The sequence below is a fragment of the Nonomuraea guangzhouensis genome (assembly GCF_019396345.1).
Lineage (GTDB): Bacteria > Actinomycetota > Actinomycetes > Streptosporangiales > Streptosporangiaceae > Nonomuraea > Nonomuraea guangzhouensis.
In genome coordinates, this window is the sequence record NZ_JAHKRM010000021.1 from 224,365 (window position 1) to 248,631 (window position 24,267).

Sequence of the window (24,267 nt, forward strand, 5' to 3'; positions counted from 1 at the left end):
CCCAATGAGGTGGCGGCTAGGTCGTCCCCCATGATGCGGCGTATGCTGGTCCTTTTCATGGCTTTGCGCGGACCATTCATTTTGGACGGAGCTGAACGTCATGCAAGTGTACTACCCAAAACTTATTGCGCCGGTACGGCGAGTGGGGAGGCGAGAATTCGACCTGTCCCGGCACATAGTCGTGATGGGAATTGTGAATCGTACGCCGAACTCAGGCCTGGATCCGAATCGGTCGATGGAGGCTGATGCGGCGATAAAGACGGCGGAGCGGGCGCTACGAGATGGCGCGGAATGGCTTGATGTAGGGGGCCGGGCGTTCCGCTCTGATCAGCCACCGTTGTCGGGAGCGGAAGAAATAGACCGAGTGGCGCCCGTGATCAAGGGTATTCGGGAGAAGAGTGACGCCGTGATCAGCGTGGACACCCACCTGCCGGAGGTCGCGGAGGCGGCTTACAAGGCGGGTGCCGACGTGATCAATGACACGAACGGGCTCCGTGCGCCGGGGATGGCGAGCCTTATCGCCGAGACAGGGATGAGCGTCGTCATCACCCACAGCATCGGCGGGCCGGGGGAAGTGGTAGCGCGTCCCCACTATGAGAACGTCGTCAGCGAGGTGGCGGACTTCCTTCGGCAACGGGCGGACACCGCGGTCGGCTGTGGCATCAGACCGGAGAAGATTTTTATCGATCCGGGTCACGACCTGAACAAGACCACCGAGCACTCGAACACGATAACCCGCCGCTTGGGAGAGATCGCGGCAATGGGATACCCGGTGCTCGTGGCATGCAGCAACAAGCATTTCATCCGGGAAAGCCTCGGGGTGGCACCGGGCAGCGAAGCGCTGAAGGCCGGCACGATTGCGGCGAACACGGCGTGCGTCTATCAGGGCGCGAGGGTCGTGCGAGTCCACGATGTCGCGGGGAACGTCGCTGCTATGAGGGCAGCGGAATCAGTGCTCGGTTTGGGATAATTCTGTGCGGCAGGAGCCAAGCCGGCAGCCTGACGGACATTTTTCTGAAATACGCGACCGATGCGTGGGCTCGGCGAGTCGAGCGGGCCAACGGCACGCAGGGCGGCGCCCGGCCCGGGGGGTTTCCCAAAAGAGCTTTTAAAAACGAGATGAAACGCGTGGCACTCAGCTCAGCGATCACTGGTCGCGTTATTGGGGCGGCGCAGGGTCCTGCTGGGACGGGGGTTCCTCAGGTTTCGGGGCGTGCGGGGGCCGCATCATCGACGGGTCGGCGTAGGCGAGATAGCCGTATTGAGAGTACTGCTCGGCCCGCCGTAGATCCTTTTCCCGCCTCTCGAGGTCACGCAGCGCCGTGCGCGCGAGCGGCTCCGTCTCCGCGTGTCCGCTGGCGATCGCCTCGCGGTACCAGCGGCGGGCCTCCTCCACATTCCCCTGATGCTCCTCGAGCCACCCGAGATTGTGCTTCGCGCCGGGCGCCTCGTCCGGGTGACCGGAGGCGATCGCCTCCCGATACCAGTGGCGGCCCTGCTCGGCATTCCCCTGCCGCACCTCCAACTCCCCAAGATTGCGCATCGCGGCAGGCGCCTGGTTCTCGTGACCGGACGTGATCGCCTTGCGGTACCACTGCCGCGCCCGCTCCGTGTTCCCCCACTGGTGGTCTTCCAGCCATGCGAGGGTGCGCATCGCGGCGGGCGCCTCGTTCGGATGACCGGAGGCGATGGTCTCCCGATACCAGCGCCGAGCCTCCTCCGCATTGCCCTGATGCTCTTCCACCCACCCGAGATTGTGTTTGGCGGCGGGCGCGTGGTCGGCGTGGCCCGAGGCTATCGCCTGGCGATACCAGCGCCTGGCCTCATCCATTTTCCCTTGCTGCTCCTCAAGCCACCCGAGATTGCGCATCGCGGCAGGCGCCTCATTCGGATGACCGGAGGCGACCGCTTGCCGATACAGGTCCCGGGCCTCGTCCAGATCGCTCCGGCCCCTTGCCAGCCAGGCGAGGCTGCGCAACGCCTTGGGCGCCTCCTCCGAGTGACCGGAGGCGACCACCTCCCGGTAGCGGCGCCGGGCCTCGTCCAGGTCGCCCTGCTCCATTTCCAGTTCGGCCAGGCGGTACATCGCGCCGGGCGCCTCATCCGGGTGACCGGAGGCGATCGCCTCCCGATACCAGCGCCGGGCCTCTTCCACATGCCCCTGCTGCTTTTCCAGCAGCCCGAGGTCGCTCATCGCGTATGGCGCGTGATCAGGATGGCCTGAGGCGATCGTCTCCCCGTACCAGAGCCGGGCGGGAGCAATCTCATCCTTCTCGTGCAGCAATGCGCCCAGATGGACCATGGCCCAGGGCGCGTAATCGCTGTGACCGGTGGCGATCGCCGCACCGAACCAGTGCCGGGCCTCGTCCAGATTGCCCTGCTGCTTTTCCAGCAGTCCCAGACTGCCTTTGGCACGGGACGCGTGTTCGGGATGACCACTGGCGATCGCCTCGCCATACCAGCGCCGGGCTTCCTCGAAATTGCCTTGGCGCTTTTCCATCAGGCCGAGTTCGTACATCGCGTACGGCGAATGGTCGTGATGGCGAAGGGCGATCGCCTTCCGCCACCAGCGGCGCGCCTCATCGAATTCTCCGGCATTCTGCAACTGACCGGCCGTTCGCCACCACACGTCCGCCTCGATGTCGGCGTCGGGGTGATCCAGCAGGGAGAACGCCGCCGGGTACGCCTGCCGCTGCAGGGCGGCATAGCCGATGTCCCGGCGCTGATCCCCATCGAAGTACTCGTCGGCGTAAGCCCATAAGGCGTCGTGTACGGGCCAGCAGGCCGGTTCGCTCGCGTCCTCGGCGAACACCGTCAGCAGCGAGTGCGGAGCATAGAACCGGCCCGACCCCGAAGCCTTGAGATCGATCAGCCGCGACCGGCTGCTGCCGGCGGTCATGGCCCACTTCAAAGCCGAGCGGTAACCGGTGACGGGTACGGGAGCGTCGGGCGGCAGGGCGGCGATCTCGCGCCAGTAGGTCTGGACGAGATGGTCAAGAATGTCGCGGGTGAGCAAGCGCCGGGTGTCCAGGTGCAGCCGGTACCAATCGGTGACGGCGTGCAGCAACGCGATGCGGTCGGTGAAGTGTTCCCCGTCACCGGCCAGGGCACGGCGGATCTCTTCCCAGGCCACCATCAGGCGGCCCATCAGCACCTCATGGCCTTCGGCCAGCACCGGCCGCAGAGCGGCGTAGACGTCACAGGACTCGAGGGCTCGACGCTCGGGCGGCGTGACGGTCCCCAGTTCGGCCCGCACCGCGTTCTCGTCGAGGAATCTGGCCACTCGGCCGGAGAGCGGCTCGTCCCGAGACCCACCGTCGGCCAAGGTGACCGCCACCCACGAGCCCGGCGTGAGCTGGTCCAGCGGAATCGCCGCCAGCTCACCTAGGCGCTGCGGCACCAGGCCGTCCAGCCAGAGCACCACACTGCCGCCGCGATCGGCGCGATGACGGGCCGCGTGCTCGATCATCGCGCTGACCGGCAGGCGGGGATCGTCGTGGTAGGCCACCACCCGGCAGCGACCGGGCAGATGAGTGAGCACCGCGTGCGCGAGCGTGGCGGTGGCTCCCGCGAGCCGAGGCCCGTGGACGATCACGAGACGCGGGCCGTCGTCGTCGCTGAACGCCGCTGCCAGCAGATCGTCGGCGGCACGCGGAATGTAGGGCTGCTCCCCGTCGGCGGCGAACCGGTTGACGTGCACTCCCAGCTCCCGCGGACTGATCTCGTTCAACTCTTTCGGGCGACCCCTGCCGTCAGTGAGCTCCGGCCACAGGACCGGCCGGAGTTCGGCGTCGGCGACGTCTCGCCGATCCAGCCACCGCTGCAGCACTATGGTGAGCACCGCCAGCACCAGCCCCAGGACCAACCACAGCGGCTGGAAATCGCCGCCGTTGAGAATCTGGTTGGTCGCCACTCCCACGCTGATCGTGAGCACCGCGGCGGCGATGACGTACGCCCCACTGCGCGCCGTTTTCGCGGCCGGGCGCCGGCGACGCGTGGCACTGCGCTGAGGGGCCATGCCCGGTCCTCTCCAGAGCCGCAGGGTCCCGCAATGACTTAATAGTGCACCGGGAGTGACCGTTGCGACACTCGACCTCGCGGAGCGGGAAACCTACGGCAACGGAGTTCCCAAGATGCCCGCAGCCTGGCCAGAAGATCGTCATGGGCATGAGACGCGCTCAGCCGCGGCGGCTGATTGGTCACGTGGCTCGCGCAGGGAAATCTGTTGCCGTCCCTCTGTGAATCTGATGCGCCGGTCGGATGGGGTTTCTAGGCTCCTTCGATGAATGCCCGGATCCAGGTCCTGAACTGAGCTCCAACTTCGTTCTCGGCCGCATCGATCAGGCCATTGGGGTCGTCCGGCGGGGCCAGGCCGAAGTGCCGGTTCAGCCATGCGACATATGTCTCGTGAGCCTGGCCTCCGCCGTCGTTCTGACGGTGGTATCCCCTGTACTCGCCGAAGCTGGCACCGCCCCAGTCCACGTCAAGTGGTCGATCGCTCGCGAGTTGGCGGAGCAGATCTCGGAGTTCGCGTGCGGTGAGGTGGATTCCTCCCTCGTCCCCGAATACGACGATGGGCAGGGTGGAGAGGTCCGCGCGGTCGTCCGTGCGCCATAGGGCATAGAACGAGCGTCCTTTGAGTCGCGCACGACCACTAGATCGCCGTGCTTGTGCAGCCCGGCTTCCTCGGGCACGAAGATTTTCCCGAACTCGGCGCAGGCCCCACCGTTGTTGCTGAATGTCGACTTGCACCACTCGACCTGAGACAGGTCAACGTCGACGCCAGTCGCGTCGCTGCCGCCACTCATCGAAGTTTCTTTCCCACCTGGGCTATGAGCGCCAAGCCGTCCTCGACCGACAAAGACTTGGCTCGTAGGTGCCTTCATCGTGGCCCGGCCACACACTAATGATTTCCAGGCATGCCTTGCGGCCCATCCCCGACGCGCCGAAAAGCCCGCGCAGGGCGGGCTCTTCGGGGTTGGCTGTTTCCGAATTAAGACATCGTCTCCAGTTCGGCACGCGTCAGCTTGAGGGAGTTCTCCGGCAGCGACGCGGGGTTGCTGGAGCTGTCCAGCGGATACTTCGCCTGGACGGGGTTGAGCAGTGCGGCGGGCGAGTCAGGGTAGGTTTCCAGGAACAGGACGTAGCCGCTGTCCTGGGTCATCGCGGTGGTGTGTTCCTCCGCATAGGTCACGCCGTCGAAGTTTCCCCCGAGCTCTTTGACCTCGATGGACTGCCCCTCCTGAGCCTGACCTTTGAAGACCTTTGTCACCTGGGCGGTGTAGACGGTGATGACCGTAGGTGGGGCCTCGGGCTCAGCGGCCACTTCGGCGGGGGCTCCCGCATGGGGATTCAGGTTCGGATCTGTCTCTGCGGGATCGGGCGCTTCCGCCTGTTCCTGGAGATAACGCGGCTCTCCAACGATGCGGGCTTCGACGACCAGGGTTGCCTTGTCGAAGAGCGCATCGGCGCTTTGGTACTGGGGATAGTCGGCTCGATAGAGGACGGGTTCCTCATGCGCCGAGCATGCGGTCACGAACACCGCGGCGAAGACAAGCGCGCCAAGACGCCGTAGCACTGGCCGGCCTCCTTTAGTAGTAGGCGTTGACGTCGGCGACATCGTGCGACTGGGGCTTGGTCATCGAGTTGCGGTTCCTGCTCGAATTCATGATCGAGGTGCCCGAGTTGTGCGCGAGGTTCAACGCGTGCCCGAGCTCGTGAACCAACGTGCTCGTGACGAAGTTCGAGAAGTTCGACGCGTCCCTGTTGATCGTCCGGGAGTTCAGCCGGATGTACATGCACATCCCGCCGCACCTCTGATAGTGCCCGTAATAGGTGTTGCTGTAGGACTTCACCGTGATCGTCGAGCCTGAATTCGAGTTCTTGTAGAAATTGGCCGGGCTCGAGGTCGCGTTCCAATTGGACAGTGCCTTGTTCATCGGCGTCTGCCAGGTGCCATTATAGCTGTAGGGGTAGATGTGAATACTGGCGATGTCCTGGCCGGTGCCGTTCCAGTGGGCGAATGCCGGCGAGATGCCCACCGTCCCCACCAGCATGACGGCGAGGACCAGGAAAAATCCTCGCCGTGCGTTACGTCCTAACGTTCCCGGATGCATTTTCTAGACGTCACTCCTTGCGTTCTGGAGGTGCCGTGCGTGAACACAAAAGGGGGCTGACAACCGAGCTGAAAAATCAAGGCCCGGGTATCGAAGGGGAGGCGTCGGAAAGCTGATCGAAGCGCTTTGAACGGAGTATGGATGCCAGAATGATCACGTGTCAAGGATGGTTGAGCGGGATTTCAGAGGCATGGGGGTAAGGGCGTGAAATGAGCGTCCTGGGAACGTGCCACATAACCGCAACCGCCTCGTCGCGCGGACGTGCAAGCGCGGCAGCCCCTTCTATGGACTGCGTCAGGCGGGAGGGCTGCGGTTCATCCGGCGCACCCGAAACGGCCCGAACGCGCGAATCGTCGGCTGAAGCAACCGATGGCATGCCGGGCAGGCGGTGGCGGTTCCTAGGCGGAGGGGGCCAATGCCTCCAGAGCCTCCTCCGCGCGGCGCATCGCCTCCTTGGCATCGGATGTGACGATCTCCGGGTCGAAGTTGAGGTCGTGGAAGACCTCCGTCACGCCCTTCCCCGCCAACTCCCCCACATCCGCCCTGATCTGCTCGAACGTACCCGTCAGCGGCTGCCGCTGCTCAGCTCCACCAGGACGCACGCGGGTCACGCCCCGGCAGACGAAGCGGAACCCGTCGGTGTCGCGGCGGCCCGCCTCCACGGCCGCCGACTTGATCAACTCGATCCGTCCGGCGACCGCCGAAAGGTCCTCCCGGCTTGAGCTGATCCAGCCGTCCGCGAGCCGCCCGGCCCGGCGCAGTGCCACGTCGGCCGTGCCGCCGAGCAGGATGGGCGGCACCGGCGAGGGCTTGGGGTCGATGTGGGAGCGCGGCACCTCATAGAACTCCCCGTGGTGCTCGACCACCCCGTCCTGCCACGCCTTGCGCAGGACCTGGACGAACTCCTCGCCCCTGCGCCCCCGGTGCTCGAAGCCGACTCCCGCCGCCTCGAACTCCTCCGGCAGCCACCCCAGCCCGAGCCCGGCCGTCAGCCTGCCCATGGAGACGTTCTGAAGGGTCGCGAGCTGCTTGGCCAGCAGCACCGGCTGGACGAAGGCGTTGATGATCGCCACGCCCAGCCTGATCGTGTTCGTCGCCCCGGCCAGGTAGGCGAGCGTGACGAGCGGGTCGTGCACGCTGCGATATGTCGGGCCCATCGGGTGGCCTACCGGATAGAGCACCCGCTGGAAGGTCCAGAGCTCGTGGTATCCCAGCTCCTCTGCGCGGGCGGCGACGCGGCGCATGTTGCCTGGCGTGGCCCACGGCCCTGACTGGGGCACGGCGAAACCTATCCTCATGCCATCTAGTCTGTACCAGTGGCTCTGGAGGAGGAGCTGGCGGGGATCGCCGGCGCTTATGGCGGCAGGGGCGACCTCGTGCGTCACCCGACGCGTACGGACGTGGTGGTCCTGCGCCGGGGCGAGGTGGTGGTGAAGGCGCACTCGGTGCGCGACGAGGTGGAGTCGCTGCGGCCGAGGCTGCGCGCGGCCGCGTCGGCGGCGCTGAGCGGACTGATGCTGGCGCCGCTGGACCCCGAGGTGCTGACGGTGGCGGGCCGCGCCGTCACGGTGTGGCCCGCGGGCCGTCCGGTATCCCAGGACGACCCCGACGCTGCGCCCTGGGAGGAGGGGGCCAGGCTGCTCGCCCGGCTGCACGCCGTACCCCTGACGCTGTTACCGGCGCTGCCCGCGGCCGGAGGGCCGGCGCGGGCCGCCCGGGCGGTGCGGCGGATGCCCGGCGACGGTCCCGTCGAGCAGCTCGTACGGCGGGCGTTCAGCGAGCTCCCCGAGCCCGAACCGGGGCCGGGGCTGCTCACCCACGGCGACTGGCACCTGGGGCAACTCGTCTGCCGCGACCGCTGGTTGCTCATCGACGTGGATGACCTCGGCATCGGCGATCCCGCCTGGGACCTGGCCAGACCGGCCGCCTGGTACGCCGCGGGGCTGCTCGACCCGGTCATCTGGGATCGGTTCCTCGGCGCCTATCTCGCCTCCGGCGGGCCCGCGCTCGGCCGGGGCGACGACCCGTGGCAGTGGCTGGACCTTCCGGCGCGGGCGCTGACCATCCAACTGGCCGCCGTGGCGGTGCTCAACGCCGAGCGGGAGCGTCGGGAACTGGACGAGGTAGAGCATTCGTTGGTCGAGGCGTGCAACAGAATCGTCCGAGCGTGACGGGGTCACGCGCGGTAGGTTCTTCCCTAAACTCCAAAGCCGAGGAGAGCGCGACATGCAGTGCCCGAAGTGCCGCGGCAATATGCGGACATATGAGCGTAATGGCGTCCACATCGAGCAGTGCGACAACTGCCGTGGGATCTTCCTCGACTACGGCGAGCTCGAGACGCTGACCCGGATGGAGTCGCAGTACCACGCCGCTCCCCCGCCCGCGCCCGGCCCGGCGTGGGGCGCTCCGCACGGCGCTCCCCATGGGGGCCACTACGGCCACCACCGCGGTCAGCGCAGCTGGGTGGGCATGCTGTTCTCGACCTGACCGGGTCAGAGCGCCAAAACAGGGCCGCGCACTCCGGGTGCGCGGCCCTGGCCTGTTCAGCTGGGGAACTGCTCCGGATTCACGTCGGAGGTGCGGGCGTTGCCGCCGGAGATGGCGTGCAGCGTGACCCGCCAGTCGTGCCAGAGGATCTGCGTCGAGGTGAACGTGGTCTTGAACTTCACCGACTTCTGGAACCGCTCGAAACTGCACTCACGGGTGAACGACTTGCTCTTGCCGTCCCAGTCCACGCCGTGCGTGAAGTAGATCTTGTACGTGCCGTCGCGCACGCCCCTGACCTTGAACTTCGCCTTCTTGCGCACGTACACGCTGAACGCCCTTGACTTGCCCTTCATGACGGTGACGACGGCGTCGCGGGTGCCGCCGTTGTCGATCTGCAGCGAACTGCGGCCCGTCATGCTCCCCTTGCGCAGATAGTGGCCGTTGCCGAGCCGCCTCGTCTGCTTGCCCTTGGCCTTGACGGTGACGACGTCGGCCGGGTAGCCACCTGCCCCCTGCAGCGCCTCGCCCGCCTTGTCGAGGGCGTTGAGCCGGCTGCCCAGGTCGGTCAGCACGGCCGACGAGGTGCACAGGTTGCGGGTGCCGACCTTGCCCGCCGTAGTGCCGAGCTGGGTGGCGAACTCGCGCAGGCTGCTCACGTACGCGTCGTGCTGGGCTTGTATCTCCTGGGGCGGCGTCATGGCGGCCAGCTCGTTGGCGGCGCCCAGCAGTTGCTCCTGGGCGCGCTGCACGCGCTGGTCGAGCGTCTTGAAGGTGCGTGCGCCGGCCATGGCGTTGATCGCGTCGAGCATGGCCTTGTGCTTGGTGCCCAGCTCGCTCTTGTACGCCTCGGCGGTCAGCGCGGTGGGGCCGGTGCTCTGGGGGGTGGCGGGGCCGGAGTTGGCGGTGATCGAGCCGGTGCCACCGCCGACCCCGCTCACGCTGGCCTCGCCGCCGCTCGGCCGCTGCGGCACGGCGGAACACGCGGCCAGCGTGAGGGTCGCGAGCGCGAGCGCGGAGGAGATCAAGCGAGGGGCAGCCACCTGCCACACTATCGCCGGATTGATCCCCGCCCGTCAATCACGATTCGGCCAGTCCCTCGTCGCGGTCCTGGCGCAGCCACCTGGTCAAACCAAGCATTTCCAGGAATGGCAGATCATGGCTGGCCACGATCAGCGCGCCCCGGTAGGCGGCGAGCGCCTGGGCGAGCTGACGGACGCTGGGCAGGTCGAGGTTGTTGGTCGGCTCGTCGAGCAGGAGCAACTGCGGCGGGGGCTCCGCCGACAGCAGCGCCGCCAGCGTCGCGCGGAACCGCTCGCCGCCCGACAGCGTGCCCACCGGCCGCGCCACCCGGTCGCCCCTGAACAGGAACCGAGCCAGACGGCCGCGCACCTCGTGCACCTGGGCGGACGGCGCCAGCGCGCGGACGTTGTCGAGCACGCTGAGTGAGTCGTCGAGCAGGTCGAGCCGCTGTGCCAGGTAGCGGACCGGGACGTTCGCGCCGTGCTCGGCGATCCGGCGCAGCAGGGTGGTCTTGCCGGACCCGTTCGGGCCGAGCAACGCGATCCGCTCGGGGCCGCGCACGACCAGTTCCGCCAGCACTCGGCTGTCCCTTCCCGTCGTACGAGGCAGGGGGAGTTCCAGGACCACGCGCCCGGCGGGCACCGCGGTGCCGGGCAGTTCGATGCGGATCTCCGCGTCGTCGCGGACGGCCTGCTCGGCCTCGGTCAGCCGGTCACGGGCCTCCTTCAGTTTCTCGGTGTGCATGTTGCGGTGCTTGCCCGCCGACACCTGGGCCTGGCGCTTGCGCGCCTGCATGATGATCTTCGGTTCGCGCTTGTTCTCGTACATCTTCTTGCCGTACCGCTGGCGGCGGTCCAGCTTGGTGCGGGCCTCGATGAGCTCGCGGTGCTGCCGCTTGACATCGGCCTCGGCGACCCGGACGTCGCGTTCGGCGGCCTCCTGCTCGGCGGCGAGCATCTCCTCGTAGCCGCTCAGGGTGCCGCCGTAGCGGCGGACCGCGCCCTCGCGCAGGTCGGCGATCTGGTCGACGAGTTCGAGCAGCGCCCTGTCGTGGCTGACGAGCAGCATCACGCCGGGCCAGGCGGCGACCGCGGCGTAGAGCCGCCGCCGCGCGTCGAGGTCGAGGTTGTTGGTGGGCTCGTCGAGCAGCAGGACGTCGGGCCGCTTGAGGAACTGGGCGGCCAGCGCGACCATGACGGTCTCGCCGCCCGACAGCGTGGCGACGGTACGGTCGAGCCCGACGTGGTCGAGGCCGAGCCGGTCGAGTTCGACCCGGGCGCGTTCCTCCACGTCCCAGTCGTCACCGACGGCCGCGAAGTGCTCCTCGGCGACGTCACCGGCCTCGATGGCGTGCAGCGCCGACCGGGCCGCGCTGATGCCGAGCAGGTCGGACACGATACGGGTGGCCTTCAGGGAGAGGTTCTGCGGCAGGTAGCCCACCTCCCCCACGACGGAGACCGATCCGGTACGCGGCAGCAGCTCGCCGGCGATGATCCTGAGCAGGGTGGACTTGCCGGAGCCGTTGGCCCCGATCAGGCCGGTACGCCCGGCCGGGAAGGCGGCGTCGAGGCCGTCGAGCACAGGGGTGCCGTCGGACCAGGCGAAGGACACGCCGTCAACGACAATGGAAAAAGACATGAGGTGGCTCCCGTCACAAAGATCGAAATTTCGTGACTTGGCGGGAAACACCGCTGAATACGCCAAAGGATCGTACGCCGAAGGAATCGGCCAGGTGCGGTGCCCGCGACCTCAGATCCTCACGTCAACTGCCCCCAGGGCTCGGCGATACGTCGCAAAGGAGAGTAGCCGCCCAAAACCTACCCGGCAAGCCCCCTGGCCCGATGGGCCGCCACGTTCACCCTGTTGGCGCAGGCCAGCGAGCAGAACCGGCGGCGCCCGTTGCGCGAGGTGTCGACGTAGACCGTGTCGCACCCCGCTCTGTCGCACCGGCCGAGCCGGCGCCCGTCGGAGAACGAGATGGCCATGGCCAGCCCGCCCGCGGTGGTGTCCTTCGCCCTGCTGACGATGTCGGCGTCGACGGAGAAGAAGTGCAGGTGCGGCTCGCGGCCGTCGTGCGCGCTCACGTACGGCTTGGAGGCGGTGATGTCGAGCAGGTCGTTGATCAGCTTGATCTGGGTGTCCTGGTCCCGCTCGCCGAAGAGGGGGGCCAGCCGGTGCCGCCACTCCGCCAGCTCGCGCGCCTGCCCGGTCGTGAGCTGAGCGCGGAGCATGCCGTGCTCCGTCAGCATCGGCTCGAGCGCCTCCGGCCGGAAGTCGGTGCCGTTGACCAGGGCGGCCGCCAGGGCGGCGCCGTTGCCTCCGTAAGCGTTGAAATGCATAAGACCATTACATCAGGCTGGAGTCATGCCTTCCAGCCATGTTCACGATCCGCTGGCTCTCGCCGTCGTCTCCTCCCACTCCACCTCCGAGGGCGTCGTGTCCTACCTGCGCTGCGACTGCGGAGCGTGGGAGGTGCGGACCGCGCACATGGTGGCCGTCACCCGGCCGCGCGGGGACGTACGGCGGGGCTGAAGGGCATCGACTGGTGTGGGGGCAGGGATCTAGAGTCGGCACCATCACCCCCACCAGGAGGTCAGGCATGTCCAGCATCCCCGCCCTGCTCCGCGACCGGATCGCGGCCACCCCCGACGCGGAGGCCTATCGGGTGCCGTCGGAGGCCGGCTGGACCTCGCTGACCTGGCGGGACGTCGGCGAACGCGTGCGCGGGCTCGCGCTCGGCCTGGCCGCCCTGGGCGCCGGTCCGGGCACCCGCGTGTCGATCCTCTGCTCCACCCGGCTCGAATGGGTGCTCACCGACCTCGCGGTGCTGTCCACGGGGGCCGCGACCACCACGATCTACCCGTCCAACACCGCCGCCGAGTCGGCCTTCGTCATCACCGACTCCGGCAGCACGATCGTCGTCGCCGAGAACGACGACCAGGTGGCCAAGCTCAGGTCCGTACAGAAGGAGCTGCCCGACATCACCCACGTGGTCGTCATCGACGGCGAGCCCGCCGACGACGGCTGGGTGCTCACGCTGGACTCACTGACCACCCAGGACACAGCGAGCGACTATGACGCGATGGTCGACGCCATCGGCGAGCACGATCTGGCGACGCTCATCTACACCTCCGGTACGACCGGCCGCCCCAAGGGCGTGGAGCTGACCCATGACAACTGGCTGTACGCCGCCGACGCGGTCCGCAAGATCGAGCTGATCTCCGAAGCCGACCTGCACTTCCTCTGGCTGCCGCTGTCCCACTCGTTCGGCAAGCTGCTGCAGGTCGTGATGATCGACATCGGCGTGGCCACCGCGATCGACGGCCGGCTCGACCGCATCGCCGAGAACCTCGGCACGCTCAGGCCGACCATCATGGCCGCCGCGCCGCGCATCTTCGAGAAGATCCACAACACCGTGGTGGCCACGGTGCAGCGGGAGGGCGGCGTCAAGGCGCGCATCTTCGCCTGGGCCCGGGAGACGGGCATCCGGGTCAGCAAGGCCCGCCAGCGCGGGGTGGCGATCCCGCTCACCACCCGGCTGGAGTACGGGCTGGCGGACCGGCTGGTGTTCGCCAAGCTGCGGGCGAGGTTCGGCGGCCGGATCCGCTACTTCATCTCCGGCTCGGCGCCGCTCAACCAGGACATCGGCGAGTTCTTCGACGCGGCGGGCCTGACGATCCTCGAAGGCTACGGGCTGACCGAGTCGTCGGCGGGCAGCTTCCTGAACCGGCCGGACTCGGTGCGGTTCGGCACGGTCGGACCGCCGCTGCCCGGCACCACGGTGCGGATCGCCGACGACGGCGAGATCCTGATCGGCGGGCGCGGCGTCATGCGCGGCTACCACGGCCTGCCGGACGAGACGGCCGAGACGCTGTCCGACGGCTGGCTGCACACCGGCGACATCGGCGAGCTCGACGAGGCCGGGCGGCTGATCATCACCGACCGCAAGAAGGAGCTGATCAAGACCTCTGGCGGCAAGTACGTGGCCCCCACCTACCTGGAGGGCCGCATCAAGGCCGCCTGCCCGTACCTGTCGCACGTCTTCATCCACGGCGACCGGCGCAACTATGTCACGGCGCTGGTGACGCTCGACATGGAGGTCGTCAGGCCGTGGGCCCAGGCCGAGAGGCTGCCCGCCGACCCGGAGCAGCTGCGCGAGCATCCGCGCATGCGCGAGGAGGTCGAGAAGGCGGTCAAGCAGGTCAACGCCGACCAGGCCAGCTACGCGACGGTCAAGAAGTTCGCCATCCTGGCGGTGGACTTCACGGTGGAGACGGGCGAGCTCACCCCGAGCCTGAAGGTCAAGCGCAAGGCCGTCGAGGAACGCCACGGCGACACCCTCGACGCGTTCTACGACGGCCCTGCGTAGTAGACCCGTCAGAGCACCCGTTTGGCGCCCGGCAGCGACCGCACCAGGTAGGCCAGCCCCCAGCAGACCGGTAGCGCGATGACCGCCGCCACGGCGAACTTGACGACCGCGATCGCCTGCAGCCCGGCCAGCGCGTAGCCGATCGGCACCAGGACCAGCGGGTGGATGATGTACACGGTGAACGCCTGGGCGGACAGCCACTTGCCGCGCGGCCCCTGGTGGTTGAACCGCTCCCTGAAGATCACGGTGAGCCCGATGATCAGGCTGACGGCGAAGGCCGACTCCCAGGTGGCGGTCACGGCGGTCGACAGCAGGCCAGTGGTGAGCTGCCCGAGCGGCAGCAGGATGACGGTCACCAGGCCCGCGCTGGCCAGCCCGAGCACCCCGGCCTTGGCGGGCAGGGTCAGGAACCAGCCGCGCCTGAAGGCGATGAGGCCGACCACGAACATGGCCGCGTACTGCGGCAGATAGTACGGCGTGGGCAGCCCGAGCACCGGCACGTAGGAGCCGACGGGCACCGGGATCCGCCACAGGGTGGTCGCCACCGCCAGGCCGACGGTGAACAGCACGATCCAGCGCAACCGCGGCGCCGAGTGCCGCGCCTCAGCCTCCGCCGGTGCGCGGAAGCGCCGCCACAGCGCGTAGAGCGCGGCGAACACGATCAGCACCTCGACGAACCACATCGGTCCCGGGTCCCACGACCTGAGGTAGTACTCCCAGTACGACACCTCCTGGGACCCGTAGGAGCCGAACGTCACCAACGGCCGCAGCACCAGCAGGAAGACCAGCAGTGGGATGCCCAGCCGGATCAGCCGGTCCCGCAGGAACGCCCGCCCGCCCTTGCGGTCGTAGGAGCCGGGCGTGAAGAAGCCGGAGATCAGGAAGAAGAAGCCCATGAAGAACGCCTGGTTGAACACCACGAGGATGTCCAGCAGAACCCCCGACGGGTCCTTGGCGGGCTCGGTGTAGTACCAGAGCGGGATATTTCCGTATGTGACCGCGACATGGTGGATGACCACCAGCGCGGTCAGCACGATGCGCAGGTTGTCGATGGCGACGAGCCGGGTGGTCGTCCTCAGCTCAGTCTTCGGCTCGGTCTTCATTTTTGACGGCCCTTTCGAATAGGTCGGCCAGCTCTCTGGCATGCGCGTCGAGGTCGTGGTCGGGGTAGGTCACCCAGTAGCCGAACATGTTGTCGACGGCCGACGACATCGTGACGGCCATCACCCGCACGTCGAACTGCCGGAACTCCCCGCTGGCCTGCCCGGCGAGATAGATCCGCTCCAGCGCCGCGTAGGTCTCCTCGTTGGCCTTGATGCCGTAATGCGGCTGGCCGTCGGCGGTGCGCAGGTTGTAGAAGATCTCGCCGAGCGCCCGGAGCTGCGTGCGATGCGCCCTCATGTGCGCCGTGACCGACAGGATGTACGTCCTGAGCAGGTCCGTGGCCGATTCCGCACCCTCCATCTCGGCCAGCACGTGCTCGCCGATCGCGGTGTAGACCTGGTTGACCACCTCCTCCATCAGCTCGTCCTTGCCGGCGAAGTGATAGGAGATGACGCCCTTACTGATGCCGGCGTGCTTGGCGATCTGGGCCAGCGACGCCGCGGCGAACCCCGACTCGGCGATCACCTCGATCGCGGACGCGACGATCTGGGCCCGTCGCGCCTCCTCGATGAACGAGCGGGCTTTCTGGCCGCTCGACTCAATTTCTGACCGCATGGCCAAAATTTAACACATGCGGCCAGAATGCGCGCATCGCGCTGGTCAGAGGGGGAGCCAGCCCGCCCGGACGTACCAGTTGCCGCCCATGGCTAGGTGGTCAGCGATGGCCGCTGCGGCGGGGCAGTTCGGTGGCGGCGGCCTCGGACCCGAAGACGAACTCGAGCACGTCACTGGAGTCAGTGCGGTGCAGCAGGGTCTCGATGTCCATCGGCCTCAGCGTAGGCGCGACCGATAGACCGCCCTGGCCTGTCGCAGCACGGCCAGGTGGTCGGCGAGCTGGTCGCGGCCGGCCAGCCTGGCGTGCTGCTTGATGAGCCCTTCGAGCAGGTCGAGCCAGTCGAGGCACCACCGGACGTCGGCCGGCCTGGCGACCCGCTCGCCGTCCACGTCCACGTGCACAGGGCTGGTCAGGGCGTAGCCGGTGTGGTTGAGCGTGCGCGGGTGCGGGTCGCACAGGGCCTCGGCGATCACGTACGTGGGCTGGCCGGCCTCCAGCTCGACCGTCACGCTCAGCACCTCCTCCGCACCGCGCTGGTGGGATGTCGGCGGGCGGCCGCCGGCCTCGGCCCAGTCGCCGGGGCTGGTCGCGGGCTCCAGGCCGCGTACCTCGCCGCCCCATCGCTCGCCCGACGGCAGGCGCTCGGCTCCGGCGGTGACGCCTTCGGCCGTGCGCACGCGGACCGCCGTGACCTCCGGGCCGATGGCGGTGGCGGTGACCGTCAGCCGGTCGCCGGGGCGGGCGTCGATCGTGTCGCCCGGGCCGTACCCGTCGACCGACAGTTCCAGCCAGGGTCCGGTGGTGGCGAACGTACGGCCGGCCCGCACCGCGTCGGCGAACGACGCGGCGGTCAGCGCGCCCTCCACCTGCGCGTAGACGCGGGCCCAGCCCGGCGGGTTCGACTGGTTGCCGGCCCGGGTGAACGAGATCATCGAGTCGGTGCCCGCGGTGACGGCCAGCCGGTTGCCCGCCCCGATCAGCCGCCGGTACACCGCCGCGGTGCCCGTGATCGAGGAGTGGGTCAGCACGTCGAGGCTGTCGACGAGCCCGAGCGCGGCGTCGGCGACCAGCTCCCTGGCCGCGCAGTTGCGGGGCGCGGGCCAGACGATGGACTTGGGCGAGTCGCTGTCGCCGATCGGCTGGTGGAACGGGTGGCTGTAGCCGACCAGCGCCCCCAGGCCACGCAGCTCGCGCAGCCCCTCGGCGTTGGGCGGCCAGTCGGCGTCGCCGTCGAACCCGGTGTGGAACCGCTCCGGCGCCGCCCGCGGCGCGAAGGCGTAGACGTGGCCGAGCAGATCGTTGCGGTATTCGGCGCCCATCCTGGCCACGTGGGTCGCGTCGGACCAGGGCAGATCCTCACCGCGCCAGTGGTCGAGCGCCGCCCGGTCGTAGACGCGGGCGCCCGACACGTTGCCGGCCAGCAGGTTGAGCACGTGCAGGTCCTCGCCGTGCTGGGCCGCCGCCGCGTCGGACGGGCCGCCGACCACGTCGCCGGCCCAGTTGAGGTGTACGTGCAGGTCGCCGCCGTACCAGCCGAGGGCCGCGGCGTCGTAGATCCGTTGCGGGACCAGCCGTACCAGGTGCTCCTCGCCCGGTTCCGGGGTGATCTCCGTAGTGGCCTCGCCGTACTCCATGCCCCTGGTCACCGTGATCGTCAGCGGCTCGGCCGGGACGCGCAGGACGAGGTCGTCGCCGTGGAAGTACGGGCGGCCGTGGAAGTCGTGGCGGTGCGGGGCCGCCTCGGGGAACCAGCCCTGGCCGTCGGCGCCGGTGACGCTCCACCGGCAGGGGAACCCGGCGCTCAGCCGTACGGTGGCGGCCGGGGCGGCCCTGACCAGCCCCTCGATCGGCACGGGCGCTCCGTCGACGGTCACGGTGCTGTCGCCGTCGATCTCGACCAGCCAGGCGCCTCCCGGCGCGACGACCCGTTCGGCGCCGTCCACGACGACGGTGCCGGCGTCGTCGCGCCGCGAGTCGACCAGCAGCGCCATCCGCGTCCTGGCGCGGTCCACCACGGTCCTCGGCTCGCAGTCCAGGACGGCGCCCATGGCCGTCAGGCGCAGGGCGGCCAGGTGGGCGGGCAGTTCGCCGTCGAGCGTGTCGCGCAGGAGTTCGTCGAAGTCCGGCTCCGCCAGGCGGGTGGCGAGCTGGTCCAGGGCCTCGCCCGGGTGGCGCTCGGCGAGGCGGCGGAAGGCCAGCCGCCAGAACAGGTCCATCTGGCCGGGAGCCAGGATCCTGCGTCTGGCGAAGAGCTTGACGTAGGGGATCTCCGGCTCGCCCCACGTGATGCCGTGCTCGCCGAGCAGCCGCTCGTACTCCTCCAGTGCCCCCGTGACCGTCTCCGGCAGCTCCGACTTCCTACCCATGGGCCCCTCCCCGCGTTCGATGTGCGCCATCGTGGCATGGATCACGTCACCGATCGGTTACGGCGCGTAGGAGCGGATGGGATATTCCACTCAGCGGAGGAGGAATCTCAACCCGAGGATCACTCACCTAAGCCGGGTCGTCGGTCAGGGGCGCTTGAAAGCGTTCAGCAGGCGGTCGGCGGCGAGCGCGGGGGTGAGGGTGCCGGCGAGGACGTCCCGTTCGACCTCGTCCGCGATGGCCGCCACCTCCGGCGCGTCCCGGAGCTCGGCGAGCAACCGGTCGCGGACCAGCGTCCACGTCCACTGCACCTGCTGGCCGCGGCGCTTGGCGGCCAGATCCAGTGACTTCTGGTGGGCGAGCACCTTACGCCACAGCTCGTCGAGTCCCGCGCCCGTGAGACCGCTGCACGTGAGGACCGGCGGCGGCGCGGAGTCGGAACGCAGCATGCGCAGCGCCCCCGCGAGCTCCCGCGCCGCCTTGCGCGCCGCGAGTTCGTACTCGCCGTCCGCCTTGTTGACCGCGATGACGTCGGCCAGCTCCAGCACGCCCTTCTTGATGCCCTGCAGCTGGTCCCCGGTACGCGCCAGGCTGAGCAGCAGGAACGTGTCGACCATGTCGGCCACCGCCGTCTCCGACTGGCCGACGCCCACGGTCTCGACGAGCACGACGTCGAACCCGCCCGCCTCCACCACGACCATGGCCTCCCTGGTCGCCTTGGCGACACCGCCCAGGGTGCCCGACGTGGGCGAGGGCCGGATGAACGCGCCGGGGTCCACCGCGAGGCGGGCCATGCGCGTCTTGTCGCCCAGGATGCTCCCGCCGGTCCGGGTGGAGGAGGGGTCCACGGCCAGTACGGCGACCTTGTGGCCCTGGCCGGTCAGCATGGTGCCGAGGGCGTCGATGAAGGTGGACTTGCCGACACCCGGCACCCCGGACACGCCGACCCGCGTGGCCCCGCCGGACAGCGGGGTGAGCTCGACCAGCAACCGCTGGGCGAGCGCGATGTGGTCCGCCCTGGTCGACTCCACGAGCGTGATCGCGCGGGCGATCCACGTACGCGACCCTTCTCGCACGCCGCGGGCATAGTCCTCCAGCGAACGCACTCGCCCCTCCTTTTCTACGCTCGGTAAGCCTAACTTCCACAAATCCTGACTTTTGGCGCTAGGGTGCTGGACGTCTATTCTCAGCGGTCACAGGAGTCACTCCCCTTATGCCCAATGTCGAACCCTTACGTGCGGGCGACCCGGCAGCGGTGGGCCGCTACCGGCTCGTCGGGCGGCTGGGCGCGGGCGGTCAGGGTGTGGTCTATCTCGGCCAGGCACGCAACGGGGCGCCGGTCGCGATCAAGGTGCTCCGCGAGGACATGGCCGGCGACGATCGCTTCGCCAAGGAGGTCGCCGCCGCGCGACGGGTGGAGCCGTTCTGCATCGCGCAGGTGCTCGACGCCTCGACGTCGGGCCGGCCGTACATCGTGACCGAGTACGTGGACGGACCGTCGCTCCAGGAAGCGGGGCGGCACAGCGGGGCGGAGCTGCAGCGGCTCGCGGTGGCGACGGCGACCGCGCTGGCCGCCATCCACCAGGCGGGCGTCGTCCACCGGGACTTCACGCCGTCGAACGTGCTGCTCGGGCGGGACGGCCCCCGCGTCATCGACTTCGGCATCGCCCGTGCGCTCGTCTCCGGGGTGACCTCGACGAGCAGCATCGTCGGCACGCCCGCCTACATGGCGCCCGAGCAGTTGGCGGGGCAGGTGGTGGGGGCTCAGGCGGATGTGTTCGCGTGGGCGTCGGTGATCGTGTACGCGGCGTCGGGGGTGCCGCCGTTCGGCGACGACTCGCTGCCCGCGGTGATCAACCGCATCGTGCACAGCGAGCCGCAGGTGGGCGAGCTGCCGGAGCCGCTGCGTTCGGTGGTGCTGAGCTGCCTGGCCAAGGATCCGGCGCACCGGCCGTCGATGCAGGACGTGCTGCTGCACCTGCTCGGCGGACAGTCCCGGCCGCTGGGCCGGTCCGGGCACGGCCCTCCCGCTTACGGCGCCGCCCCCGATCAAGCGGGGTACGGCGCCACGCCGCCCCAAGCCGGGTACGGTGCCGAGTCGGACCAGGCCGCCGCGTACGAGACCGCGCAGGGGCAGGCGGCCGGCCGCGGCGGCGGAGCGGGGCGGGCGCGGCGGCGAGGGAAGACCGCCGCCATCGCGGGCGCCTCCGGCATCTCGGTGCTGGCGCTGGCCGGGGCGATCGTGTGGCTGACCCCGTCGACCCCGCAGCCGAAGAACAAGAACGTGTCGGGCACCTCCACCAGCACGCCGAGCCCGTCCATCTCGCCCACGCGTACGCCAAGCCCGAAGAAGTCAGACACGTCCGAGCCGACCACGGACCCGGCGAGCCAGAACGGCACCCCCACCGCGGACCCCGCGACCACGACCGGGCAGCTCAAGGTCCGGTACGTCCGCGTCGGCGGCGCGCTCGACAACGGGTGCTACGCCGGCGGCCAGGTGACGCTGACCGGCCTGGTCCAGCGCCAGGGCAAGGCGATGAACTTCGGCTTCACCTGGATCATCGACGGCAAGGCGGTGGAGCGGTCGACGGCCGTCATCCCGAAGGACGGCGCGCTGTACCTGGCCTCGCCCCGCAACCTCAAAGGCACCGGCGGCACCCACTCCGCCACGCTACGGATCACCTCTCCCGTGGCCAGGCAGCGGAGCGTCTCCGTCACGTTGTGCCCGCGTGAGACGCCCTGATGCCGAACGTGGAACCGCTCCTGCCGGAGGATCCCAGTGCCGTCGGGCCGTACCGGCTGGTCGGGCGGCTGGGTGAGGGCGGTCAGGGCGTGGTGTACCTGGCCGAGGCGCCAGGCGGCGGCCCGGTCGCGGTCAAGGTGCTGCAGGACGGGCTGGCCGGGGACGACCGTTTCGCCAAGGAGGTCGCGGCCGCGCGGCGGGTGGAGCCGTTCTGCATCGCGCAGGTGCTCGACGCTTCGCTGGGCGCCCGGCCGTACATCGTGACCGAGTACGTGGACGGGCCGTCGCTCCAGCAGGCGGGCCGCCACACGGGCGGCGACCTGCAACGGCTGGCCGTGGCGACCGCGACGGCGCTGGCCGCCATCCACGCGGCCGGGATCGTGCACCGCGACTTCAAACCGGCGAACGTCCTGCTCGGGCGGGACGGGCCGCGCGTCATCGACTTCGGCATCGCCCGCGCCACGGACTCCGCGCTGACGGTCACCAGCAGCATCGTCGGCACTCCTGCCTACATGGCGCCCGAGCAGCTTGCCGGGGCGGCCGTCGGGCCGGCGGTGGACGTGTTCGCGTGGGCGTCGGTGATCGTGTACGCGGCCGGCGGGGAGCCGCCGTTCGGGCAGGACGCGCTGCCCGCCGTCATCAGCCGCATCCTCAACAACGAACCCCAGCTCGGCGACCTGCCGGGCTCGCTGCGGCCGATTGTGTACGCGTGCCTGTCCAAGGACCCGGCCCGCCGCCCGACGATGCAGGACGTGCTGCTCGGCCTCCTGGGCGGCCAGTCATCCGGTACGACGGGCGCCGGGGCGGGCTTCCCAGGGTCCGCAGCAAATGGACCGCTGGGCCCCAGGGCGGGCTTCCCGGGGGCCGCCGCGCACGGACCGCTGGGCGCCGGACCGGGCTTCCCGGGAGCCGCCGCCCATGGACCGCTGGGTCCCGGCCATGGCACCCAGCCCAGCGGGCCGGTCGGGCCTGGTTCGCCGGGCGGACATGGGCACGGCGCGCCAGGCGGGCATGGCACGCAGCCCAGGGGGCCGGTTCCGGTTGGGGTCGGGCCGGGTACGCAGCCGGGCAGGCGGGCGGCCGGGCATGGTGCGCAGCAGGGGCAGGCGGTGGGGCGTGGGCGGCTGCTCATCCCGTTACTGGCCGGCGGGGGCAGTGTGGCGATCATGGCGTCCATCGCCACCGCCGTGACGCTCGTCTTCCCGCCGGGCACGGGGACCCAGCCGCCGGTCATCGCCGCCTCCTCCCGCACCTCCGTGACCGAGGCAGACGTCCCCACCGCGGACGGCACCCCGTCGAAGAGCCACCGGCCGCGGCCGCGCAAGACCACCCACAAGCCCACGCCGAAACCCAGCGCGACCCCCACCCGGACACCCACGACGAGATCCACGCCGTCCCCCGAACGCACGACGCCCACACCCACCCGCACCACGAAGAAGCCCACCACCACCACGAGGGCCAACCTCTCGATCCTGGCCATCAACGTCCACGGTGCCCATCCCACGAACGGCTGCCTCCAGCCGCCGGTCAACTTCGAAACCCAGGTGGAGACGGACAAGACGCCGACGGGCGAGTACGGCACGCTGAAGTACAACTTCGCCTGGGTCATCGACAGCAAGACCGTCATGCGCCGCGGGGGCCTGATCGGTCATGGCGAGTACACCGGCTGGGAGGGGTCCCTGGGCTACATGGTGTCGGCGGGCACGCACAGGGTCACGTTCAAACTGACGTCGCCGGTCGCCAAGAGCAGGTCCACCACGTTCACCGTCTGCTCCATCGAAGACTGATGACGCAGGACGATCCCACCGAGATCGGCCCGTACCGGCTGGCCAGGCGGTTGGGTGCGGGCGGTCAGGGCGTGGTCTATCTGGGGTACGCCCCGGACGGCACGCAGGTGGCCGTCAAGGTGTTGCGGACGGGTTCGGCCCACGACGACCGGCTGGCCAAGGAGATCGCCGCGGCGCGGCGGGTGGAGCCGTTCTGCATCGCGCAGGTGCTCGACGCTTCGCTGAGCGGCCGGCCGTACATCGTGACCGAGTACGTGGACGGGCCCTCGCTCCAGGAGGCCGGTCGGCACACCGGCGCGGGCCTGCAGCGCCTCGCGGTCGCCACGGCCACGGCGCTGGCCGCCATCCACCGCGCGGGCGTCGTGCACCGCGACTTCAAGCCGGCGAACGTCCTGCTCGGTCCCGGCGGCCCCCGGGTCATCGACTTCGGCATCGCGCGCGCCTCCGGCTCCGCGCTGACGGTCACCAGCGGCATCGTCGGCACTCCTGCCTACATGGCGCCTGAGCAGCTGGGCGGGACGGCGGTCGGGGCCGCGGCGGACGTGTTCGCGTGGGGGTCGGTGATCGTGTACGCGGCGTCGGGGGTGCCGCCGTTCGGCAACGACGCGCTGCCTGCCGTGATCAACCGCATCCTCAACAACGAACCCCAGCTCGGCGACCTGCCGGACGGCTTGCGGCCGATCGTGTACGCGTGCCTGTCCAAGGACCCGGCCCGCCGCCCGACCATGCAGGACGTCCTGCTGCGACTGCTCGGCGGCACGGCGAACCCGTTGTCCGGCGGCCACGCGCCGGGCGCCGCGAGCGGATTCCCGGGCCCCGGACCGGCCAGGAACGGCCATCCGGGCCCTGCCCAGGCCGGGCACGCGGGCCCCGGACCGGCCGGAAACGGGTATCCAGCCGCATACGGCTTACCCGGCCGGCCCAACGCCGCCGGTGCGCCCGGCGCGGCGGGACCGAGGGCCGAGGGCAGGCCCTCCAGCGGAGGCGGGCCGTGGAACGGGGCCGGGGCGAAGCCGGGGCGCAACCGGGCGCTGCTCGTGGGCGGTGCGGCGGTGGCCGTGGCGGGGGTGATGGTGACGACCGTCGTCTGGGTTGTGCCGTCCTTACGCCTGCCGAACATCATCGGCGCCTTCATCACCCCCACCACGACCCCGACGCCCAGCCCCACAGGCCTCTCCCCCACCGGCGCGTCTCCCACCAAGTCCACCGGGGCCAAAAGCAAGCCGTCCACCACGCCCTCCCCCGGCCGCAAGCGACCCACGCGCGACCCGGCGAGTACCCCGCCGACCACCAAGCCCACCACCGCGACCACCGCCAAACCGAGCCCGACCGCAACCACCGCCAAGCCGACGACCGCGAGCGGCGGGGTCCGGTCCGTGAGCCTGCGCACGGAAGGCATCGACCTGGGCGGCTGCTGGCGTAGCGACCTCAACGTGTACGCCGTCATCGACGGCCCCAAAGGCCACGCCTTCACCTACCGCTGGCTCGTCGACGGCCAGAACCTGGGCCGCACCCCAGCCGTGACGCCCCACAAGGTCTACCTGCCGGCCGGGTCGTTCAAGACGCAGGGCACGCACCGGGTCGTCTTCAACGTGGTCAGCGGCGGCAGCCAGCAGCGCGCCATCTCCGTGAAGATGTGCGCCCTCGACCGGATGGAGTGA

The 24,267-nt window shown here is 69.6% G+C and carries 20 protein-coding genes; 8 read left to right on the forward strand and 12 right to left on the reverse strand.

Annotated elements, in window-relative coordinates; genetic code table 11:
• The first annotated feature begins 100 nt into the window (after positions 1-100).
• The gene (folP, locus tag KME78_RS38280) at positions 101-970 is read left to right on the forward strand and encodes a dihydropteroate synthase (RefSeq protein ID WP_219534351.1); all 870 of its coding nucleotides are present in this window, start codon (positions 101-103) and stop codon (positions 968-970) included.
• Between the two features lie 189 nt (positions 971-1,159).
• Here folP and KME78_RS38285 read toward each other — a convergent pair whose 3' ends face one another.
• The 5 genes from KME78_RS38285 to KME78_RS38305 form a co-directional block, all read right to left on the reverse strand.
• Positions 1,160-4,018 carry a tetratricopeptide repeat protein gene (locus KME78_RS38285; protein ID WP_219534353.1) on the reverse strand — a complete coding sequence of 953 codons (2,859 nt, stop codon included), beginning with the start codon at positions 4,016-4,018 and terminating at the stop codon, positions 1,160-1,162.
• A 367-nt stretch (positions 4,019-4,385) separates the two neighbouring features.
• Positions 4,386-4,886: a DUF397 domain-containing protein gene (locus tag KME78_RS38290; protein ID WP_372455026.1), complete on the reverse strand. Its 501-nt coding sequence runs from the start codon at positions 4,884-4,886 to the stop codon at positions 4,386-4,388.
• A gap of 107 nt (positions 4,887-4,993) precedes the next feature.
• Positions 4,994-5,578, reverse strand: a complete 585-nt coding sequence (locus tag KME78_RS38295) for a hypothetical protein (protein ID WP_219534357.1) — start codon at positions 5,576-5,578, stop codon at positions 4,994-4,996.
• 13 nt (positions 5,579-5,591) lie between these two features.
• Positions 5,592-6,056: a zinc metalloprotease gene (locus tag KME78_RS38300; RefSeq protein WP_219534358.1), complete on the reverse strand. Its 465-nt coding sequence runs from the start codon at positions 6,054-6,056 to the stop codon at positions 5,592-5,594.
• Between the two features lie 458 nt (positions 6,057-6,514).
• Complete coding sequence (locus KME78_RS38305) at positions 6,515-7,414, reverse strand: TIGR03619 family F420-dependent LLM class oxidoreductase (protein ID WP_219534359.1); 900 nt, start codon at positions 7,412-7,414, stop codon at positions 6,515-6,517.
• 18 nt (positions 7,415-7,432) lie between these two features.
• On the opposite strand from KME78_RS38305, the gene KME78_RS38310 reads away from it, so the two are divergent.
• Together KME78_RS38310 and KME78_RS38315 are read left to right on the forward strand one after the other, a co-directional pair.
• Complete coding sequence (locus KME78_RS38310; protein WP_219534360.1) at positions 7,433-8,287, forward strand: phosphotransferase; 855 nt, start codon at positions 7,433-7,435, stop codon at positions 8,285-8,287.
• A gap of 55 nt (positions 8,288-8,342) precedes the next feature.
• Positions 8,343-8,603: a TFIIB-type zinc ribbon-containing protein gene (locus tag KME78_RS38315; protein WP_214641807.1), complete on the forward strand. Its 261-nt coding sequence runs from the start codon at positions 8,343-8,345 to the stop codon at positions 8,601-8,603.
• 56 nt (positions 8,604-8,659) lie between these two features.
• Here the strand turns inward: KME78_RS38315 and KME78_RS38320 are convergent, their stop codons facing one another.
• The 3 genes from KME78_RS38320 to KME78_RS38330 form a co-directional block, all read right to left on the reverse strand.
• On the reverse strand, positions 8,660-9,643 hold the full coding sequence (locus KME78_RS38320) for a hypothetical protein (RefSeq protein ID WP_219534361.1): 984 nt from the start codon (positions 9,641-9,643) through the stop codon (positions 8,660-8,662).
• A gap of 37 nt (positions 9,644-9,680) precedes the next feature.
• Entirely contained in the window at positions 9,681-11,261 is a 1,581-nt protein-coding gene (locus tag KME78_RS38325) for an ABC-F family ATP-binding cassette domain-containing protein (protein WP_219534362.1), read from the reverse strand.
• Between the two features lie 179 nt (positions 11,262-11,440).
• Positions 11,441-11,962 carry a CGNR zinc finger domain-containing protein gene (locus KME78_RS38330; protein WP_219534363.1) on the reverse strand — a complete coding sequence of 174 codons (522 nt, stop codon included), beginning with the start codon at positions 11,960-11,962 and terminating at the stop codon, positions 11,441-11,443.
• Between the two features lie 25 nt (positions 11,963-11,987).
• On the opposite strand from KME78_RS38330, the gene KME78_RS38335 reads away from it, so the two are divergent.
• Positions 11,988-12,155, forward strand: coding sequence for a hypothetical protein (locus tag KME78_RS38335; protein ID WP_219534364.1), 168 nt, complete (start codon positions 11,988-11,990; stop codon positions 12,153-12,155).
• Between the two features lie 67 nt (positions 12,156-12,222).
• Entirely contained in the window at positions 12,223-13,992 is a 1,770-nt protein-coding gene (locus tag KME78_RS38340) for an AMP-dependent synthetase/ligase (protein ID WP_219534365.1), read from the forward strand.
• Between the two features lie 8 nt (positions 13,993-14,000).
• Here KME78_RS38340 and KME78_RS38345 read toward each other — a convergent pair whose 3' ends face one another.
• The 4 genes from KME78_RS38345 to meaB form a co-directional block, all read right to left on the reverse strand.
• Positions 14,001-15,095, reverse strand: a complete 1,095-nt coding sequence (locus tag KME78_RS38345) for an acyltransferase family protein (protein ID WP_219534366.1) — start codon at positions 15,093-15,095, stop codon at positions 14,001-14,003.
• Positions 15,073-15,711, reverse strand: coding sequence for a TetR/AcrR family transcriptional regulator (locus tag KME78_RS38350; RefSeq protein WP_219534367.1), 639 nt, complete (start codon positions 15,709-15,711; stop codon positions 15,073-15,075). Before KME78_RS38350 ends, KME78_RS38345 begins: the two co-directional genes overlap by 23 nt.
• Positions 15,712-15,927: 216 nt before the next feature.
• A complete protein-coding gene (locus KME78_RS38355; protein WP_219534368.1) occupies positions 15,928-18,078 on the reverse strand; it encodes a CehA/McbA family metallohydrolase in 2,151 nt (716 codons plus the stop codon).
• 144 nt (positions 18,079-18,222) lie between these two features.
• Entirely contained in the window at positions 18,223-19,182 is a 960-nt protein-coding gene (gene meaB, locus KME78_RS38360; protein ID WP_219534369.1) for a methylmalonyl Co-A mutase-associated GTPase MeaB, read from the reverse strand.
• Between the two features lie 107 nt (positions 19,183-19,289).
• On the opposite strand from meaB, the gene KME78_RS38365 reads away from it, so the two are divergent.
• The 3 genes from KME78_RS38365 to KME78_RS38375 are packed head-to-tail and all read left to right on the forward strand — an operon-like array spanning position 19,290 to position 24,267.
• Positions 19,290-20,819: a serine/threonine-protein kinase gene (locus KME78_RS38365; RefSeq protein ID WP_219534370.1), complete on the forward strand. Its 1,530-nt coding sequence runs from the start codon at positions 19,290-19,292 to the stop codon at positions 20,817-20,819.
• Positions 20,819-22,606: a serine/threonine protein kinase gene (locus KME78_RS66520; protein ID WP_281428962.1), complete on the forward strand. Its 1,788-nt coding sequence runs from the start codon at positions 20,819-20,821 to the stop codon at positions 22,604-22,606. The genes KME78_RS38365 and KME78_RS66520 overlap by 1 nt, the downstream gene beginning before the upstream one ends.
• Positions 22,606-24,267: a serine/threonine-protein kinase gene (locus KME78_RS38375; RefSeq protein ID WP_219534371.1), complete on the forward strand. Its 1,662-nt coding sequence runs from the start codon at positions 22,606-22,608 to the stop codon at positions 24,265-24,267. Before KME78_RS66520 ends, KME78_RS38375 begins: the two co-directional genes overlap by 1 nt.

Coding starts and splice junctions, on each gene's coding strand:
- KME78_RS38290 (WP_372455026.1), bottom strand. CDS start 4,886: ATGAAGGCACCTACGAGCCAAGTCTTTGTCGGTCGAGGACGGCTTGGC.
- KME78_RS38325 (WP_219534362.1), bottom strand. CDS start 11,261: ATGTCTTTTTCCATTGTCGTTGACGGCGTGTCCTTCGCCTGGTCCGAC.
- KME78_RS66520 (WP_281428962.1), top strand. CDS start 20,819: ATGCCGAACGTGGAACCGCTCCTGCCGGAGGATCCCAGTGCCGTCGGG.
- KME78_RS38350 (WP_219534367.1), bottom strand. CDS start 15,711: ATGCGGTCAGAAATTGAGTCGAGCGGCCAGAAAGCCCGCTCGTTCATC.
- KME78_RS38330 (WP_219534363.1), bottom strand. CDS start 11,962: ATGCATTTCAACGCTTACGGAGGCAACGGCGCCGCCCTGGCGGCCGCC.
- KME78_RS38305 (WP_219534359.1), bottom strand. CDS start 7,414: ATGAGGATAGGTTTCGCCGTGCCCCAGTCAGGGCCGTGGGCCACGCCA.
- KME78_RS38375 (WP_219534371.1), top strand. CDS start 22,606: ATGACGCAGGACGATCCCACCGAGATCGGCCCGTACCGGCTGGCCAGG.
- KME78_RS38315 (WP_214641807.1), top strand. CDS start 8,343: ATGCAGTGCCCGAAGTGCCGCGGCAATATGCGGACATATGAGCGTAAT.
- KME78_RS38345 (WP_219534366.1), bottom strand. CDS start 15,095: ATGAAGACCGAGCCGAAGACTGAGCTGAGGACGACCACCCGGCTCGTC.
- KME78_RS38365 (WP_219534370.1), top strand. CDS start 19,290: ATGCCCAATGTCGAACCCTTACGTGCGGGCGACCCGGCAGCGGTGGGC.
- folP (WP_219534351.1), top strand. CDS start 101: ATGCAAGTGTACTACCCAAAACTTATTGCGCCGGTACGGCGAGTGGGG.
- KME78_RS38300 (WP_219534358.1), bottom strand. CDS start 6,056: ATGCTGGTGGGGACGGTGGGCATCTCGCCGGCATTCGCCCACTGGAAC.
- KME78_RS38335 (WP_219534364.1), top strand. CDS start 11,988: ATGCCTTCCAGCCATGTTCACGATCCGCTGGCTCTCGCCGTCGTCTCC.
- KME78_RS38340 (WP_219534365.1), top strand. CDS start 12,223: ATGTCCAGCATCCCCGCCCTGCTCCGCGACCGGATCGCGGCCACCCCC.
- KME78_RS38285 (WP_219534353.1), bottom strand. CDS start 4,018: ATGGCCCCTCAGCGCAGTGCCACGCGTCGCCGGCGCCCGGCCGCGAAA.
- KME78_RS38355 (WP_219534368.1), bottom strand. CDS start 18,078: ATGGGTAGGAAGTCGGAGCTGCCGGAGACGGTCACGGGGGCACTGGAG.